Source organism: Rhodococcus sp. 1R11 (genome assembly GCF_004563845.1).
In the GTDB taxonomy this organism is placed as follows: domain Bacteria; phylum Actinomycetota; class Actinomycetes; order Mycobacteriales; family Mycobacteriaceae; genus Rhodococcoides.
This window is the reverse complement of record NZ_SPNG01000014.1, coordinates 109,195-125,781: the sequence shown is the minus strand read 5'-3', so window position 1 is coordinate 125,781 and position 16,587 is coordinate 109,195. Positions and strand designations below refer to the sequence as shown.

The 16,587-nt window shown below is 62.5% G+C and carries 15 protein-coding genes; 9 read left to right on the top strand and 6 right to left on the bottom strand.

All coding sequences use genetic code 11. The features are described from left to right. Nucleotides 1–264 precede the first annotated feature (264 nt). Nucleotides 265–933, bottom strand: a complete 669-nt coding sequence (locus tag E4P29_RS21995) for a hypothetical protein (RefSeq protein ID WP_135047209.1) — start codon at nt 931–933, stop codon at nt 265–267. Between the two features lie 192 nt (nt 934–1,125). Here E4P29_RS21995 and E4P29_RS26470 point away from each other — a divergent pair, with 192 nt between their 5' ends. Genes E4P29_RS26470 through E4P29_RS21970 form a run of 6 tightly spaced genes read left to right on the top strand, consistent with a single transcriptional unit; the run spans nt 1,126 to nt 10,855 of the window. Continuing rightward, complete coding sequence (locus E4P29_RS26470) at nt 1,126–3,843, top strand: hypothetical protein (RefSeq protein ID WP_245154448.1); 2,718 nt, start codon at nt 1,126–1,128, stop codon at nt 3,841–3,843. Next, nucleotides 3,744–4,475, top strand: coding sequence for a DUF4132 domain-containing protein (locus tag E4P29_RS21990; protein WP_245154454.1), 732 nt, complete (start codon nt 3,744–3,746; stop codon nt 4,473–4,475). The genes E4P29_RS26470 and E4P29_RS21990 overlap by 100 nt, the downstream gene beginning before the upstream one ends. Then, entirely contained in the window at nt 4,472–5,554 is a 1,083-nt protein-coding gene (locus E4P29_RS21985) for an AAA family ATPase (protein ID WP_032387376.1), read from the top strand. The genes E4P29_RS21990 and E4P29_RS21985 overlap by 4 nt, the downstream gene beginning before the upstream one ends. Before the next feature lie 2 nt (nt 5,555–5,556). Continuing rightward, nucleotides 5,557–7,749, top strand: a complete 2,193-nt coding sequence (locus E4P29_RS21980; protein ID WP_135047207.1) for a DUF5682 family protein — start codon at nt 5,557–5,559, stop codon at nt 7,747–7,749. After that, nucleotides 7,746–8,933 (top strand): VWA domain-containing protein, encoded by a 1,188-nt coding sequence (locus E4P29_RS21975; protein WP_135047206.1) that lies wholly within the window; start codon nt 7,746–7,748, stop codon nt 8,931–8,933. Before E4P29_RS21980 ends, E4P29_RS21975 begins: the two co-directional genes overlap by 4 nt. After that, nucleotides 8,930–10,855, top strand: coding sequence for a hypothetical protein (locus tag E4P29_RS21970; RefSeq protein WP_135047205.1), 1,926 nt, complete (start codon nt 8,930–8,932; stop codon nt 10,853–10,855). The genes E4P29_RS21975 and E4P29_RS21970 overlap by 4 nt, the downstream gene beginning before the upstream one ends. Nucleotides 10,856–10,888: 33 nt before the next feature. On the opposite strand, the gene E4P29_RS21965 is transcribed toward E4P29_RS21970, so the two are convergent. Beyond that, on the bottom strand, nt 10,889–11,293 hold the full coding sequence (locus tag E4P29_RS21965; protein ID WP_245154447.1) for a hypothetical protein: 405 nt from the start codon (nt 11,291–11,293) through the stop codon (nt 10,889–10,891). A gap of 159 nt (nt 11,294–11,452) precedes the next feature. Here E4P29_RS21965 and E4P29_RS26465 point away from each other — a divergent pair, with 159 nt between their 5' ends. The 3 genes from E4P29_RS26465 to E4P29_RS21950 all read left to right on the top strand — a co-directional run bounded on the left by E4P29_RS26465 (nt 11,453) and on the right by E4P29_RS21950 (nt 12,800). After that, complete coding sequence (locus E4P29_RS26465; RefSeq protein ID WP_135047203.1) at nt 11,453–11,647, top strand: hypothetical protein; 195 nt, start codon at nt 11,453–11,455, stop codon at nt 11,645–11,647. Between the two features lie 282 nt (nt 11,648–11,929). Further along, on the top strand, nt 11,930–12,205 hold the full coding sequence (locus E4P29_RS26460) for a hypothetical protein (RefSeq protein ID WP_032384295.1): 276 nt from the start codon (nt 11,930–11,932) through the stop codon (nt 12,203–12,205). 79 nt (nt 12,206–12,284) lie between these two features. Then, on the top strand, nt 12,285–12,800 hold the full coding sequence (locus E4P29_RS21950) for a hypothetical protein (RefSeq protein WP_032387380.1): 516 nt from the start codon (nt 12,285–12,287) through the stop codon (nt 12,798–12,800). A gap of 43 nt (nt 12,801–12,843) precedes the next feature. On the opposite strand, the gene E4P29_RS26455 is transcribed toward E4P29_RS21950, so the two are convergent. From E4P29_RS26455 to E4P29_RS21930, 4 genes are all read right to left on the bottom strand, one after another. Beyond that, nucleotides 12,844–13,476, bottom strand: coding sequence for a hypothetical protein (locus E4P29_RS26455; RefSeq protein WP_135047202.1), 633 nt, complete (start codon nt 13,474–13,476; stop codon nt 12,844–12,846). 159 nt (nt 13,477–13,635) lie between these two features. After that, the gene (locus tag E4P29_RS21940; RefSeq protein ID WP_135047201.1) at nt 13,636–14,031 is read right to left on the bottom strand and encodes a hypothetical protein; all 396 of its coding nucleotides are present in this window, start codon (nt 14,029–14,031) and stop codon (nt 13,636–13,638) included. 251 nt (nt 14,032–14,282) lie between these two features. Then, nucleotides 14,283–14,684, bottom strand: coding sequence for an ester cyclase (locus E4P29_RS21935; RefSeq protein ID WP_032408465.1), 402 nt, complete (start codon nt 14,682–14,684; stop codon nt 14,283–14,285). Between the two features lie 330 nt (nt 14,685–15,014). Next, entirely contained in the window at nt 15,015–15,899 is an 885-nt protein-coding gene (locus E4P29_RS21930; RefSeq protein WP_135047200.1) for a PD40 domain-containing protein, read from the bottom strand. Nucleotides 15,900–16,587: the final 688 nt, after the last annotated feature.

The window sequence follows — 16,587 nt, the reverse complement described above, 5'->3', positions numbered from 1 at the left end:
GCACGCAGGGCGGCGGACACCAATAAAATACGCATTCCGCTGTTTGCCACCTATAAGCACATCGTTGGTCGATATTCGCGCGTCGATGTCGGCACCTCAATCGGACTGCTGGGATGTGCGTCGAAAGGAGGCCAATTCACGGTGCGGAAGCCGGTTGAACCGCCCGCTCGACTCGGAGCAGAACCGCAGGTGCTCGACGAAAATGGATTCGATCACGCTGTTGATCCTGCCAGCTCGCAGCCGGTCGGAGCGACCATGCACCGCCTAATCATCACCTCTGATCGCGTAATTGATACGACGCGGCGCATTGGGGTCGCGTGGAGGTGGCTTCTGGCGTTCGAGGGCCGCCTCGAACCATCCGCCAGGTGGAATCTCGATCTCGGGTGTAGTCCTGTCGTCGGGGTCGAACTGGGTGCCCGTATCCGGATCGGCCTCGTCCCACAGCTTTCTCACTTCGGATGTCGCCGAGACAAATTCGCTCGCGTCCACACTATGACGTGTTTCGGCGATCCCGAAGTGCGGCCAAGCGAAATACACATGCAAGGGACCGGCGGGCGGAACGGGCTCCAGAATGAGGCCGGCTCGACTGTGCAGGCGGTTTCCTCCACCGCCGCTGGGGCTCAACCCCGTTCGCCTGCCGGGTAGGTTTGTGGAGACGGTTCCGTCGACATCCTCGAAACCGACGAGCATCGGCGGAGTGTGATTCGACTCTGGTCTACCGAACCCGTACATACCCAGCAAGCGATCAGATTCTCGGACACAGGCTTCGACCGAGAAGGTCATGCATGTGCTGTAGACCCGTGCACCGCTGAGCCACGCACCGATCCTCTCCGTTTCGGCCAGAATCAACCTCAGGGGCACTACGGCCGGGATTTCGTTGATGGGCACGCCGCGAAAACGCGGTGGGGGGCCGGACGCGGGTGTGTCGTTCACGACCGTCACTCTCCCGCGGACCGATGCGGTGCGCAAGGCAGAATATCGTTCCGCATGCCGTCCGGTCGGTTTTGCTTTCGCCGCCCACACTTCGCTGCCAGACCACGCGGTACGAGATCACCGGTGGGCGATCGTTCTGCCCGCTATCATTCTCGGCACGTCGCCAAGCAGTGCGGGACCTCGAGGAGATGCGTGAGCCACAGTACGTCCGAGTCCGAGTCGAAGTCCGTGCCGCCGCTGACGTGGCTACCGATGAAATATCCCCGACGCGGGGGTTATCCCGCCAGCGTCGCGCCGGTCGATCCTGACGCAGGCGTCGAACTAGCGAAGATCGAGACCGACGAACTCAGCCTCCAGTACGCGTCCTGGTACCTCGTCAACGACACCAACCCCGACGAATTGACGATCGCCGCCAGGAAGTACCAGGCAGGCGACGTCTCGGCCCTTGGTGCCGCCGCTCTGTATTTTCTCCTGAACCGATTCGTAAGTCGCGACGAATTGCGAGTTGTCTCGATCATCGACGGCTGGGTGGCCAGGCACGGCTTGGTCTTCGCGGTCGAGGCGCTTCTGGAGTTGTCCGACATGCGTTTCGTGAGCGAAAGGGTGCTGGTTGCGGACCTCCCGGAAGGTGCCGTAATCAGCGTCGTTTCCCACGGTCATGCCGCGCCGGACGCGGTGTTCGAAATGCCGAAGTACACGACGCGAGAACGTTTCGCGCAGGTGGATGGGTACGACGAGCAACTGACCTATTCTCCGCGCGAGTACATGCTCGAGCGCATGCGCGGGTTGATCGCGGTGGCGTCGGACGAGGACTACGCGGCGGCCCGAAGCGTGGCATCGACGCTGCGAGGCAACACCGTACGAAAGCTGACCGCTACGTTCATTTTCCCGACCGAGCTGGAGTGGTCCGAGGAGTTGATCATGGTGGTGCGTCCTCAGTCCTACCACTGGAGCACGCAGCTGATGGTCTCGGCGAACACGCCAGAACAGCTTCATCGAAGCGATGACGCCTACGGGCACCGGCGGTGGCTGCTCGACGATGCGATGACAGCAGCGGTGGTGGACGGTATCGGCCCGCCGATACTGCCTGTGTTGCTGGACGCTTTCGACACGCCGAATCCGTACGGAAACGCGCACGACGAGTCCTGGCTTCTGCGAATACTGCACGCCCTTTCGGCTATCCCCACCGACGATGCGTTCGAGGCTCTGGTCCGCCGTGGAGGGATGAAGAACGGGCAGCCAATCGTCCTTCGGGCGATGCAGAACTATCCGCGTCGAGCGTTCCGTGTTCTGGTATTGGCTGATTCGGGATTGTTCGATCGCCACGTACGGCGGGATCCGGAGTTGGCGCGCGAGATCGCCTCCACGTTGCCGGAGAGAGCGCAACGCAGGATCGCAGAACTGACAACCTTGTTACCGATGGCGACCGACCTTCCGTCGATCCTCGTCAGTCCGCCGTGGTCGACGCGCAAGAAGATGCCCGACGCGACCGCCATCACAGGGCTCGAAGTCCCTGATCTTCACAAAATGGCTTGGCTGCCAGGCGAACTCGAGGCCATCAAGAACAGGCCGGGAGATTACTCCTATACGACATGGGACAGTTACAAGCAGTACATTCCAGACCCGTCACCGACAGGTGCAGGGGGCCGGTACGCCTGGATCATTTTCCTCATCGCGCCGGACGAGATTGCCCGACCGTTCTTGACTGATTGGGAGGGAACAACTCTCAAGGATCCGCTGCGTGTCGTTGCGCGTTACGAACTCGACGCCTTACCGCTCATGCTCCGCTTCACACGAGCTCACCCCGGTGCAGCGGCACCCTATCTGATGCCGTACGTCGACCTCGATGTCGCGCGCGTGCACGCGACGATGTTCGCCACCCGGAAGAACTTGCGCAAGCCCGCTTTGGCATGGCTCGTCCGGCATGCGGCGGACGCAGCAACGCTGTTGATCCCCGACGCGGTGGGAAAAGCTGGGGCGCAGAAAGATCACGCTGCAGCAGCATTACGCGGACTCGCGCGCGCCACCTCACGAGACACAGTGCTGGCCGGAGCACACAACTACGGAGACGACGTATCGGCAGCGATTGCGACCATCGTCGATCTCGATCCGCTGGAAGTACTACCGAAGCGCATTCCGAAGACACCGGCCTGGGCCGACGCGCCGTCGCTGCCGCCGATACTGACCGCGGACAGGTCCGCTGCTCTGCCTGATTCCGCCACGGCGCATATCTTGACGATGTGCGCGGTAAGCACAATCGATGCACCGTACGCAGGGCTCGAGACGGTGACCTCGTACTGCGATCGCGGGTCACTCGCCGACGCAGCGTGGGAGCTCTTTCAGCGATGGTGGGGAGCAGGTGCGCCCTCGAAAGGCAATTGGGTGATCCTCGCACTCGGGTGGCTGGGCAACGACTCGACAATCGGAAAACTGGCCCCGCTCATCCGGCGTTGGCCAGGCGAGAACGGCACTGCCCGAGCGCAACTGGGGCTGGACGCTCTGGCTGCGCACGGCTCGACCCGGGCCCTAACCGAATTGGACCACATCTCACGGAAGATGAAATTCAAGTCCCTCAAGGTCGGCGCGCAGCAGCGGGTCGCCGAGGTCGCAGAAAGCCTCGGTCTCGATCGTGAGCAGTTGGCGGACCGCATCGTCCCCACTCTCGATTTGTCGTCGTCGGGAACCATGATGTTCGACTACGGCGAGCGATCCTTCACGGTCGGCTTCACCGAAGCACTTGTTCCATACGTGCTCGACGAGAATGGCAAGAAGACGACGAGCCTGCCCAAGCCACCACCCGAGACGATGCCATCCTCGCGGAGGAAGCCAAGACACGCTTCGCCGCGCTCAAGCGCGAAGCCAAAGCTGTTGCAACCGAACAGATCAAGCGCCTCAATCGGTCGATGGTGATCGGACGCCGTTGGACCGCCGACGAGTTCACCCAATACGTGCTGGGACATCCGCTTTTGATCCACGTAGCTCGTCGTCTCCTGTGGGCGTCGTTCGACGACAACAACAAACCTGCAGTGGTGTTCCGGGTCGCGGAAGACAGCACCCTCGCAGACGTCGACGACTATGCCCTCGAGCTTCCCGACGGCCGGATAGGTCTGGTTCATCCGGCACACATACCCGACACGGTCGGGACGTGGTCGAACATATTCGCCGATTACGAAATACTGCAGCCGTTCCCACAGTTGGGCCGACCGGTCCACGACCCGCTGCCAGGCGACATCGACGGCAGTGGCCTGGCCAGGTTCACGGGGGTGACTGCGACCCCGAGCCAGGCCCTCCGGTTGACCTACCGTGGATGGGAACCGGTGTGGGAGAACCCCGTGTCCTGGGGTCAGGGCTTGCTCTACCAACTGAGCGACGACGTCTCGGTGCTGCTGGGACTCGAACCGGGGATGGGGACGGGTGATCCCTACAACGGATACCCGGACCAGAAGCTCGTCGCGGTGAGCTTGCGAGGAGGGACCTTGAACGACGTCGACCGTGCGACCGTCTCGGAACTCATCGCCGATCTGGATGGGTTCGCGTCGTGACGACGGGAGTACAGCGGCCACCTGCCGAGGAGCGGTATGCAGACGAGCTCGAGCGACTCGCCGACGAGGACTGCGGTCCGCGGCCACCCGGGTGGAAATTGAGTCTGCAGGCGGCCCGCAGCTTCGTGATGGGCGACGCCCACCGCGGAATCGTCGCCAAGTATGTCGGTAACCCGTCACTCGTCGAGCGCTCGCTCGTCACCTTGGCGACCACACGCGGATTGATGTTGGTCGGTGAACCAGGTACTGCGAAATCGATGCTGTCCGAACTCATTGCGGCTGCGGTCAGTGGAGATTCCACGCTCACCATCCAGGGAGGCGCTGCAACCACCGAGGATCAGATCAGGTACTCGTGGAACTACGCGCTGTTGGTAGCCGAGGGCCCTTCCCCGCGATCGATGGTTCCGGCACCCATGCTGCGTGGCATGTCCGAGGGTCGGATCGTGCGTTTCGAGGAGATCACCCGATGCCCACTCGAAGTGCAGGACACCCTGCTGTCGCTGTTGTCCGAACGTGTTCTCGCGGTGCCAGAACTCACCGGAACGGACGCGATGGTCTACGCGCGTGAGGGATTCAACGTCATCGCGACGGCAAATACCCGCGACCGAGGAGTGAACGAAATGAGCGCCGCGCTCAAACGTCGCTTCAATTTCGAGACGGTACATCCGATTGCAGATTTCGACACCGAGCTCGCGCTGGTGCGGGCGGAGTCGGCGGCGCTGTTGCGCGCGTCCGGGGTGGGGATCGATCAAGATCCGGCGGTCGCGGAACTTCTCGTGACGCTGTTCCGTGACCTGCGATCGGGATTCACCGAAGCCGGTGCTCCCGTCGAGCGGTTGTCGTCTGTGATGAGCACGGCTGAGGCGGTCTCGCTCGCGCATGCCACCGGAATTCGCGGCTGGTACATGCGCGGTGATGCAGGCACGTTCACCGATCTCGCGGAGTCCCTGGCCGGCACCGCGGCGAAAGACAACGCCGAGGACACAGCGAGGTTGCGTCGTTACATCGAGCAGCGATCGTCCTACCGATCGAGCGAAGCGTGGCGCGAGCTGCGCGAAGCTCACGCACGTCTGAGCTAGTGGTGGAACGTCACGATGGCGACGAGGTGGCCGTCATCGGCGTGCGGCATCACAGTCCTGCCTGCGCGCGCGTGGTAGCCGACACCATCGAACGATTGCGGCCGGCCCACGTTTTGATCGAAGGTCCGGTCGATTACACAGACCGCCTCGGCGAGTTGACGCTCGGACATCGACTTCCGATCGCGCTGTTCTCACACGCCCGCAGGGGTACACACACCCAGGTGGCCTGGAATGCCTACACCGAGTTCTCGCCGGAGTGGGTAGCGATGCAAGCGGCCACTGGAACGGGTGCGTCAGTTCGGTTCATCGACCTTCCGTCGTGGCATCCCGACTTCGATTCTGGGCCTACCGAATACAGCCCAGCCGCTGTGGATGCAGTCGAGCAGATGGGCCTCGACACCATCGATGCGATGTGGGACCACGTCGTGGAAGCCCGGGCAGGCGCGCTGACGACCGAAGAGATGCGAGATATCCTCGACAGCTACTTCATCCTGATCCGCGGTGATGGTTTCGACGTCTCCGAACGCGAGAAGTACATGGCATCCTGGGTGAAAGCAGCTCGTGAGCAGGGTGGTTCGGTCGTCGTCGTCTGCGGCGGATTCCACCGTGCCGGGATCATGTCGGAGCTCGAGACGGGACCACCGGCCGATGACAGCTGGCCGACCGTTCCGATTCCGGATTCCGCCCTCGACGTCGGAAGCTATCTGATCCCGTACTCCTACCGTCGCCTCGAACTCGAGGGACCGTGGTGGTACCAGCAGCTTTGGGAAGATCAGGCTCATGCGTCGGACACCGCGATCGAGGCCGTCGTGCTGAACCTGCGGGCCCGCGGGCACCGGGTTTCCACCACCGACTTCGCCGGATTCCGAACGCAGGTCCATGCGCTGGCGGCGATGCGAGGTCACTCGGTGCCCACGCGTCGTGACGTACTGGACGGTGCCGCGAGCACACTCGTCGACGAGGCCATTCCCTCGCCGCTGCCGTGGACGCGTGCGGGTGAACCACTCGGTGTCGAAGCTGACCCGGTGATCGAGGTGTGCATCCGAACGTTGAGGGGAGAACGGCGGGGGGAACTGCATCCTGACGCCCCGGCGCCTGGGCTGGTCCATCAGGTCGACATGCTGCTCGAAGAGTTCGAGTTGATTACCGGGACTTTGTCTCTGGATCTCACTGACGAACGCGAGCGTTCGAGAAGTCGCGTGCTGCATCAGCTACGACTACTCGGCATTCCTGGCTTCGATCGCTCTGCCGGACCGAGCGGTGTCTCCGAGGTGCGGTCGATCGACGAGTGGGTGATCAACGACCACGGCGGCCGAGTTCCGGCACTCGTCGAGGCCGCCGCGTACGGGCACACGCTAGTGGACGCGGCGGGTGCAGCGCTCGTCTCCGCGTTGCGGTCAGCGGGCAAAGACATGGCTGCCGTCGCGCGGATTCTGTTCGACGCAGTCTTGAGCGGACTCGACGACGTATCTGATACGTCAGCATCGGCGGCGATCCAATCGTTGGACACCGCAATCGATCTCGCCGATACCGGGCTACTTCTGCGCACTGCCCTCGATCTGTGGCGACACGATTCGCTGTTCGGGAGTCGGGGTTCGGCGCTGCTCGGAGAAGTGGTGGCAGCCGCGTCGCCCAAGGTGCTTACGCTCGCCCGGCGAGTCCGAGCAACAGGGGGCGCAGATCTCCGTCGAATCGCGGCTGTCGCGGCCATCGCCGATGCCATGCAGTACGCAGGGCACCTCTTGCGCGCCGACCCGTCTACAGAATTGGATCTGCTGGCGCGTGACAGCGGTGCCGCAGTGGATATGAGGGGATCGGCTCTGGGCGCGTCGTGGACTCGAACCACGCCGGAAGATGCGGCGGCTGCCGTGCGGTCCATACCCTCGGATCGGCTCGGCGACTGGCTGTCCGGTCTCTTCGGCGTCGCGCGTGAACGTTTTCTCGATGCCGGTTCCGGTGACGCAGTGTTGACGGCCGTCGACGCCGTCGTAGGACGGATGACCGAGCATGATTTTCTGACTGCACTGCCTGCCCTGAGGCAGTCCTTCGAGTTCTTTCCTCCGCGTGAACGCGATGTCATCGCTCGACGCGTGGCACCAGCGCCTGCCGGCCCGTCCATTACGGCCTCGGGACTGTCCGGCGAGCTACTGGACGAGCGAGTCGATCGTGCGCTCGCGAACATTGGATTGCAATGAACTCCGAGCGATGGCGATTGATCTTGGGTGACGCCAGCTCCGGTGCACTCGGTGACCCTACAGGTATTGCGGCAGAACAGGATTCCGCGCTGGAATGGCTGTATGGCCGCGACGCGGCCCGTGCCGCCCAGGGCGTGCGCTCGGGTGGTTCACGCGCTCGAGCAGGCGGTGCTCTGGCGAAGGGGCAAAAAGGCGAGGGTAGGGCACTGCACCGCGACCGTCGCGGACGGCCGAGCGGAGTCGGGACAACGGTGGTGAGCGCAGTGGATTGGCTCGACGACATCAACCGCTTGTTTCCGCGTGAGACAGTTCACCGCCTCGAAAGAGACGCAGTCGAGAAATACGAGATCACCGAGGTGGTCACCGATCCCGAGGCTCTCGAGCGAATCGAACCGAGCGTGACACTCCTGCGTGCGGTATTGCGAACAAAGCATCTGATGGACCCGCGGGTTCTCGCGCTGGCCAAGAAGGCTGTCGACACGGTTGTGAAAGAGCTGATCGAGAAGCTGTCCGTCGACGTCCGCAAGACCTTCCACGGCACGCGCAGCCGGCAGGGCACCTCCTTCCGGAACTCTCGCAACTTCGATTTTCCTGCAACGGTTCTCGCGAACCTCAAGCACTGGAACCCCGAGACACGATCCATCGCGATCGAGAAACCACTGTTCACTTCGCGCACCCGGCGACACACTGACACCTGGACACTCATACTGCTGGTCGACCAGTCAGGATCGATGATCGATTCTGTCGTCCATTCCGCCGTCACAGCGGCATGCTTCTGGAACGTCCCTGGTCTGCGAACGCACCTCATCGCGTACGACACCAACGTTGTCGACCTCACGTCGGAGGTTCTGGATCCGGTGGAATTGTTGATGGGAGTGCAACTCGGTGGCGGCAACGATGGTGCCAAGGCTGTGGACTATGCGGGGCAGCTGGTCGAGACTCCCCGCCGAACCATCGTGGTGATCATCTCCGATCTGTACGAGAGTCAAGCGGATCGGTTCGTGCGCAGCGTATCTCGCTTGACCGACGAGGGCGTGCGAGTGTTGGCGTTGGCAGCACTCGACGAGTCCGGCGAACCCGACTACGACCGAGAGATCGCCCAGCGTCTAGTCCGGCTGGGGGTGCACGTGGGGGCGATGACACCGGGCGGGCTCGCGGAGTTCGTCGCCGGGTGCATCCGATGAACGCCGAATCCATCCGACCGGACGTGGCGGCGCTCACCGACGAGGCACTGGTGCTCGTCACCAATCGTGGCCTGGTCAAAAGAGCAGTGCGGATGGTCGAGGAGAATCCACCGGACTTGTCGGCATCAATCGAACGCATCGTCGCCCGGTTCGCCGACGGCGTCGTGACCGAGCTCCCGGCTTCGTTGCCGTTCACCGACGCGTCATGCTCCTGCGGCGCGAGCTCGGCGTGCAGGCATCGCCTCGGTCTGGTGCTCGCCTATCGTGCGAGATTCGGTACCGATGTCGGCGGACCGGAATGGACACCAGGGGAATTCGACGACACACTTGTCGAATCGCACGTCGGTGCGGCCGCCATGCGGCGGGCCAGGCGCATCCGCGGCGAGGGTTATCAGGCGACAGTGCATCGCCCCGAGGGCACCGACTCGATTGTGCGTGTCGAGTTGCCGCACTGCACAGTTCGATTCTTGACACCCCACGATGTGGGTCACACTCATTCGTCGGCATCCGAGCATGCAGCGCCGGAGTCGATCGCCCTTGCGGTGTGGGCCGTACGAGCGGCTGACGAATCGGGTAGCGACGAGGTGTTCGTCAGTGGTGCTGCTCTAATACAGGATTCGGCTAATTCCGCTCTGGCCAAGGTTGTTGCCCGAACTATCCTCGTCGACGGACTGCCTGGGGCGTCGGGTGTGCAACATGCATCCGCAGTGAGGGCTGCTCGTTCGGCCGAGGCATCGTCGACTGTGTGGCTTGCTGACGCATGTAGGGATCTGGCCGATCAGGTCGAAGCCTATGCCGCAAGGAATGCCCGTCACAACCGGATCTGGGTGGCGTCGTTGATCGCAGAGGTCTACGCGCGAGTTCAGCTCGGAGGGGCGACCGACTCGGCGCTCGCCGGAATGGCATTGGGAACCGAGACTGCGGGCGAAACTCCGCTCAGACGTTCACGTCTGGTCGGTTTGGGTGCCCGCGTAACGGCCACTGGTGACGCCGTAAGTGTCGACGTCTACTTCTCCGAAATCGATACGAATGCCGTTTATCTGATGCGGCATCAGTGGCCGGGGGAGTTGCTTACCGGTCATGCGGTGGCGGGGCGCAGAGTTGCGGGGACGACTATCGGGGCGTTGGCTTCGTCGACCATCGTCACCGAATCGGCTGTTCGGCGCGCGAACCGTTCGATTCGATTGGGACGTAGAGGTATCGGCAAGACATCGATCCTTCCCCTCGGGACCGACGCTTGGGCTGATTCGCCTGCCCTCTCCTCGGACTACGACGATGTGCGTCGACAGTTGACCGAACGCAGGCCGTCGTTCGCACGGAACCGTCTGGTGACGGACGGGGTCGGCATAGTGAGCGTCGACGCTGTGGTCGACACCGACTACTCTCCGGCAGGTCAGACGTTGACGGTGGTGGTCGCGGACGGTAAGGGGAGTCAGGCACAGATCGTGGTCGAGCATCGAGCGGAGGCTCCCGGTGCTATCGACGCGGTTCTCCACGCGATGTCGTCGGGTCCGCGGGCGGTGGCAGGTCGAATGAGTGTCCGGTCAGGGCAGGTCTGCATCACGCCGTACTCGATTGCGTGCGATCTCGGTGTGGTCGTGCCCGATCTCGCGCCTCGTGTGGGTATGTCGAGTCTGATCCGCTCGGCGGGCGAGGTAAGTCAGGATCGCGTCGTCGATGCTGTTGCAGGATGTCTGTCGACCCTGGCGGATCTCTCACACCGTGGCTTGCGGTTCGTGTCGGAGGCTGACGTGGTTGCGATTCGCGGGCGTGCTGACCGCTCGAGATCGGTAGGTATGAAGTCGACGGGTCTGTCGCTCGATCGCCTTGCCGATGCACTCACCGGCCACGACCTGGAGGCATCCGCAGACGCATGGGTGCGTGCGGTTCTACGCTTGGTGGTCGCCGATGAATTTGCTTGAAGGTCCATGCTCTCGGCCCGATAGTGTTCTCTATCAGTCCTTCTCGGATAGATCCCCTATACGCGTTGCGCGAAAGTTCTTGTCCTTCCACATGGCGACTCCATCGATGAGTTCGGCATGCATGAATCCGCCGTCGTCTCCCCACGGCCACGCGGTACCCGCTTCGGCCACTTCGTTCTGAACAAGGTCAGCCATCGACAGCAGCGCCAGCTCTACGTCATCGTCGACAGAAGCGCCGATCCCACTGCAGGCAAGTCTTCCTCGGCTGCCTCCGACGACCGTGACAGCGCTGTAGAGCCATACCATGCCGCTGTCCGATTCGTATTCGGCTACCCAGTCGATGTATTCGACATCGCCGCCGTACTGGCGTACGCGTAGATCGTGGACCAGACGATCGAGCACATCGAGCCACGCATCAGGAAGATCCGAGTGCGTCACTTGGACGCCCCGCCGGGGCCTCCAATTTGCAGTCATCACTGACTCTCGACGGTCGGACAGCTGCACAGGCCGATTATGTCAGCCGTGTCGCTGCGTCGCTTCTGTTGTGCAACGTATCTGCAGGCCAGGACATGCGGCTTCGTGTGATCTAGTGGGCACATGGCGTGGGATCCGATGACGACCGATTCCCAGGACTCGGACGAACGAGGACTACGGGTGGCCGACGACGTCGGCGCAAGGGCGTGGCTCCTCGAAGAAATCGGAAAATTCGGCAGTGGTGTGGCCGCACTGATTCCAAATCATCTTCCCGTCGTACGCGCGAATCTTTCACCCGGCGAGGACTATCGACGATGAACCGGTCACTTGGTCGGCCGTCTCCCGAGCCAACGGTCGGCTCGCGCACCCGGCAATGGAGTGGGGTTCCATCGTGGGTAGCTGGCACGCCGGTGGACAGGAGGGCATTTGGCACGAACCCTCAATCCAAGGTTCGTTGCCGACAAACACCACCCGGGCTTTGGCAGACACTCTCCGACGCTTCACACAGGCACTGGCGGAGTGCCGGTTCGGGCACTGGGAAGGATTTGGGTATGTCGACTTACCGTCGAATGAGCTTCACTGCCGGTGCCGTCTCGAAATGTGGTGCTCTTCGCAGGCAGTATCGGCCTCGCCGACACAAAGTTCGGTGCCAGCGCTCAGTTTCCCTTTGGAATGAGCGCCCACCTGTGGTGGCCGGATGATAAGGCGTGGTGTACGGCAACAGACATCGACCTGATGACGACCTACATCGGTGCGTCGACCTCGTGCATCGACGCAATACTCACGAACGTCGAGCTCGAGGCGCTGGCCGTAGCTGTCACGCATAAACTCGCCTGGGATACCGACACCGTCAACCCATCACCTGCTTGCCCGTAGATGAGGGGTTGCCGGTCAGAAAACTGGACGAGACCGATCCCCGGCCCCAACGAAAGGCCCTTACCGTAATGTCCATTTCGTGACTCGAACTTGGACCGTGCGAACCACAGTTGTCGGCGCTGCCCTCGGGGCTGCGCTGCTCGGTATGCCGGGGGTGGCGTCAGCCCACCATCAGGAGTTCACCCCATTCCCATACAACATTTCGCTCGGCAGAGAGATGTCTTTACCGTGCGCAGGCGAGGTGGGCGGCGACGTGTACACACCGCACGATCGGCCGGGCATCGCGGTGGTCACGCTGACCTGGCGGACATTCTTCACCAGCGACTGTCCACTCACCGTGTTCGTGAACATGAACAACTTCGATGCACCCTGGGCCGACCCGTACAGCGATGCCAAACCGACCGGGGGCTCGTGGATGGTGCCCCTCAACTCCGCCGCAATCGGATCCGTGCCCCCGGAAGGCGGCGAATGGAGCAAGCAGATAGCGATCGATATCGGTTCCGGTAGAGCGGGTTTGACGGTGACAACTGACGCACCGCTGAATACGACCTTGCTCGATCCGGCCGGCAACACTGTCCGCTTCACCGTGACCTGACGCAGCCACGGTCGTAGGACGCACGGAAACCTCCAGGTCCCTGTTACGACGGGATCCACTCGATCTGCCACGGCGGAATCTCCCTCCGCGGTCGCACTTTGATCGCGCGAAACTTGTACCCATCCTGATCTGTGACGGACTCCCACTCGAAGTCGACCTTCTCGCCGACGATGAGGTCGTGGATGCCTCCTCGTATGTTGAACTGACCCATGCCCTGCGAATCGATCACCTCGTCAGGGTGCAGGGCACTCCAGTAAGTCCAACATCCGCCAGGGGTACCCGCGGAATCGATTACGCCCCAGCCTTCGTCGCCGTGCCAGGCGGACACGATGCCACTCGCCGCGGTCCCGATCCGCGGCTCTTCGGGGAAATCCAAGTCCGTCTCTTCTAGGACGTTGCCATCGGCGTCGATGTTCCACGCTGATGAGCCGGACGGGCGATCCACCGGCTCGACACCTGCCGGCCACGCGCGAAGTGTGATGAAGTTGTAACTCTGGTCGAGCTCGTCGGTTGGTCGCCACTCGAATTCGACAACTTGGCCTTCGTCCAGGCTGGGGAATCCCGCAATCGCGACCGTCGCCCCAAATGTCCAGCATCCCCCTGGAGTGTCGTCCGAATCGATCACACCGTGCATCTCGCGCAGATTCCAGGTGCGGACCACTCCACGACTTGCCATGTGTCCAGTATGGCCGATACCGCAAAGTGGAATAGTGTTGTCGAGCACGGACTGTCCGACACTATTACCCCGCCTCATCTCTTCTGATCGCAACAGATCGACGGTGTTCAGCGGCTCACACACGCCAGGATGAGGCCGAGCAAGGACCGGGGCTGGAACCTAGACCTCTCCGAAGCCGTCCTGTGTTCGGGCGGCGCAGTCCGTCGTGGGAGCGAGAAGGTAGGCGAATAGGTAACTCGCCGCCGTTATCGCTGCCAGTGAGATCCACCAGGACGGGAAGACATCTGTGTCGGTGAGGATTTCACTGCCAGCGACGACCAGCCAGCACAATGCGAGAGAGGTCGCCAGCGTGACCGCTGCTGCGGTGCACGCGGCGAATCGGTGTCGCCAGGTGTGGCGAGATCGTGCGGCCCACATCCGGTTCGACCACAAGGCGAAGCGTCCACCACCGACTGCGATCACACCGACCAACAGTCCGGCGACGGCACCGCAGAACGCAGGAAACACCAGCAGCGCCAACCGGAGCAAGGTCCCTTCGAGGGCCCAGGGGAGCATGACACCCACCGCTGTGCAGGTACCGGTAAGACCAGCGACCCTTAGTTCTTTCTCGACCCAGTCCACTGTTCCACTAGAACACGGCGGAAATGCGCTTCGGTCTCGAAGCCGCTGTCTGACCGCTCACGTTTACACGTGGACCCGTTGACGCCGGACGTGACGCTGCAAAAGCGTAGATCTGACGACTTGCGCTACTGCCGCTGAACCGCGCTCGCTAACTCCTCGTATGTCTCTTCGCTGATCGCAGCCAGCTATTCTCCGCGGCCCAGCAGTTCACAGCGCAATGAAGCCTCGAGATCTCCCCAGCAGCGCGCGATCTTGCCGTCGTCATCGAGCCGGTACATCGCTAGTTCTTGGATCTGCACATACCGGCCGGTCGCCGCGATCCCATCGAACTCGCCGTGGTGGGTGCCGGTATCCGTCAGGCGAGCCGCCATCGACCGGCCCTCGACGACCAAGTCCTCCATGCACCAGCTGAAGTCGGGGAACGCGACTGTGATGTCTCGAAGGCCGTCGCGGTAGCCGTCGATGCCGCTGCGGACACCTTCGACATCGGTGGTGATGAATTCGTCGAGGTCGCCGAAACGCCGTTCGTTGCAGGCGGTGATGTAACGAGCGTAGGTACCGCGCGGATCGTCTGCGAAAGTCGCCATACCATCCACGGTAAAGGCCCCGCGTAGTCCTGGCCAGGACGACAGCGGATCAGCTGCACGAACAGCATTTCACCGTCGTCACTGCCTAATGGCTGTTGTCAACGAGCCCGTTCGAGTCACCGTTACGGCGGACACCCCATGCCTGTATCGGTTACGTCTTGACCGGACTGTGCTCACGAGCAATTGTCGCCTGCGGCGGTCTACATAGCCAGTAGCGGAAAACTCGGTGCATGGACTGACCCGGTTCTCGGCCCTTGGGCGTAGTCGATCTTGCAGATTGAACGCGGGGCGAGGCGGAGCGAACCCCGAACATGCCAAATAGCTTGCGGGTCAACGTCCCCCGCCCACGGTCGGCATCTGACCGCTCAGAGAGCGTGGAGTCAGCCGCTTCTGGTCGGACCCGTCGGGGTTCATCGACGCAATCTCGGCCTGAGAGCCGGTAGCGACATCGGTCACCAGTTCACCCGTCTGTGTGACCGCTCGGTCGTACAGGATGCGCGAGCCGTCGGGCGTGAACTTCGGATGTACCGAGTAGGTATCGGTGAGAGGCGTGATCTCCCCTCCGGCGGAGGGCATTGCGTAGATCTCCGAGCCGTTGTTGCCGCCTCGGTTACTGGAGAAGACGAGCGTCGACCCGTCAGGCGAAAAGGCCGGGTCGGAGTTCCAGAACTGGTCGCGCAGAAGCACTGTCGATTCACCGCCGTCGGCAGGTACTTCGTTCAGGTAGCCGCCGGTGACGTAGACAACCCGTGAGCTGTCGGGCGAGAATGTCGCGCCGAACGCCGACTCTTCTTGCGCGATGACGTGTGCGTCGGACCCGTCGACGTTCATGATGTTGATGCCGCCGTTCGCGGTGAACGCGATCTTGGATCCGTCGGGTGAGAAAGCCGGTTGGTAGCCACCTTCGAATACCGATTTCGATTCACCCGACTCGAGGTCGAGGATCTCGATGAATCGGCCTCGGGCGTACGCGAGATGCTCGCCATCGGGGGAGAGGGCAGCGCCGTTCGCGTAGTTCGGGTCGCGGCTGTCTTCGCCCACGGTCGGGGTGACCTGACGCAAGCCGGAACCGTCGAGGTTCATGACGAACAGTTGGCCCCGTCCGTCGTCGAATGCCACGACCACCGGTGTCGGCTCGGGTGCGGGCTCGTCGGCGCATCCTGTGGCGAGCAGTGTCAGCGCGACGAGTGCGAAGATCAGCCGGATCCGGTGCATCGGGAAATCATCTCAGAACTGCCAACGTGCAGAACCCTTCTACGAGGCGTGGCCTCTTGTCGAGGTCGTGAAACTGTCGTTCGACATGCCTCACTTGTCGATTCTCAGGGCTGTGCCTATCCACGGCGGTGCCCGCGGACAGGGATGTTGCATCATGGAGTTCGATCGAAGAATTTTCGTGTCGGTGCTCTGTGCGACTCTGCACGGCATGGCGATCTGCATGGCGTGTGATCTGGAAATGCTCGATTCAGTGGGTTGCACGTGGCGGCCCAGTCGAATACCCAACGGCAGGAGCAAATGCCACGACTGCGGTGCCCCGCCGCGAACGCTTCACCACCCGGGGTGCGACGGCGAGCGGTGCAGATGTGGACAGATGCTGTCTTGCGGCAGCGGATGCGCGGTGGATGAGTGCGAACGTGAAGACGGCCACGACTACATCGACGGGAGCTGCAGGTAGTGCAACGAACCGTCCGGACAGCTCCGCGTCGTCGGCGGCGCATGACCCTACCGGCGGGTATCAGGACTTCCGACAGGACCCAATAGACCCCCCAAACTGCGAGGGACAAACCCGGCGCGGTCGCGGAGTTGTAGACGGTCAGGGTATCGGTACGTCGCGTCGCGGACCCAGAGGCGGAGGCATAGTCGATTTCTTTCCGTCAGGTGCTGGTTCGAGAGCGCACTGCACTAG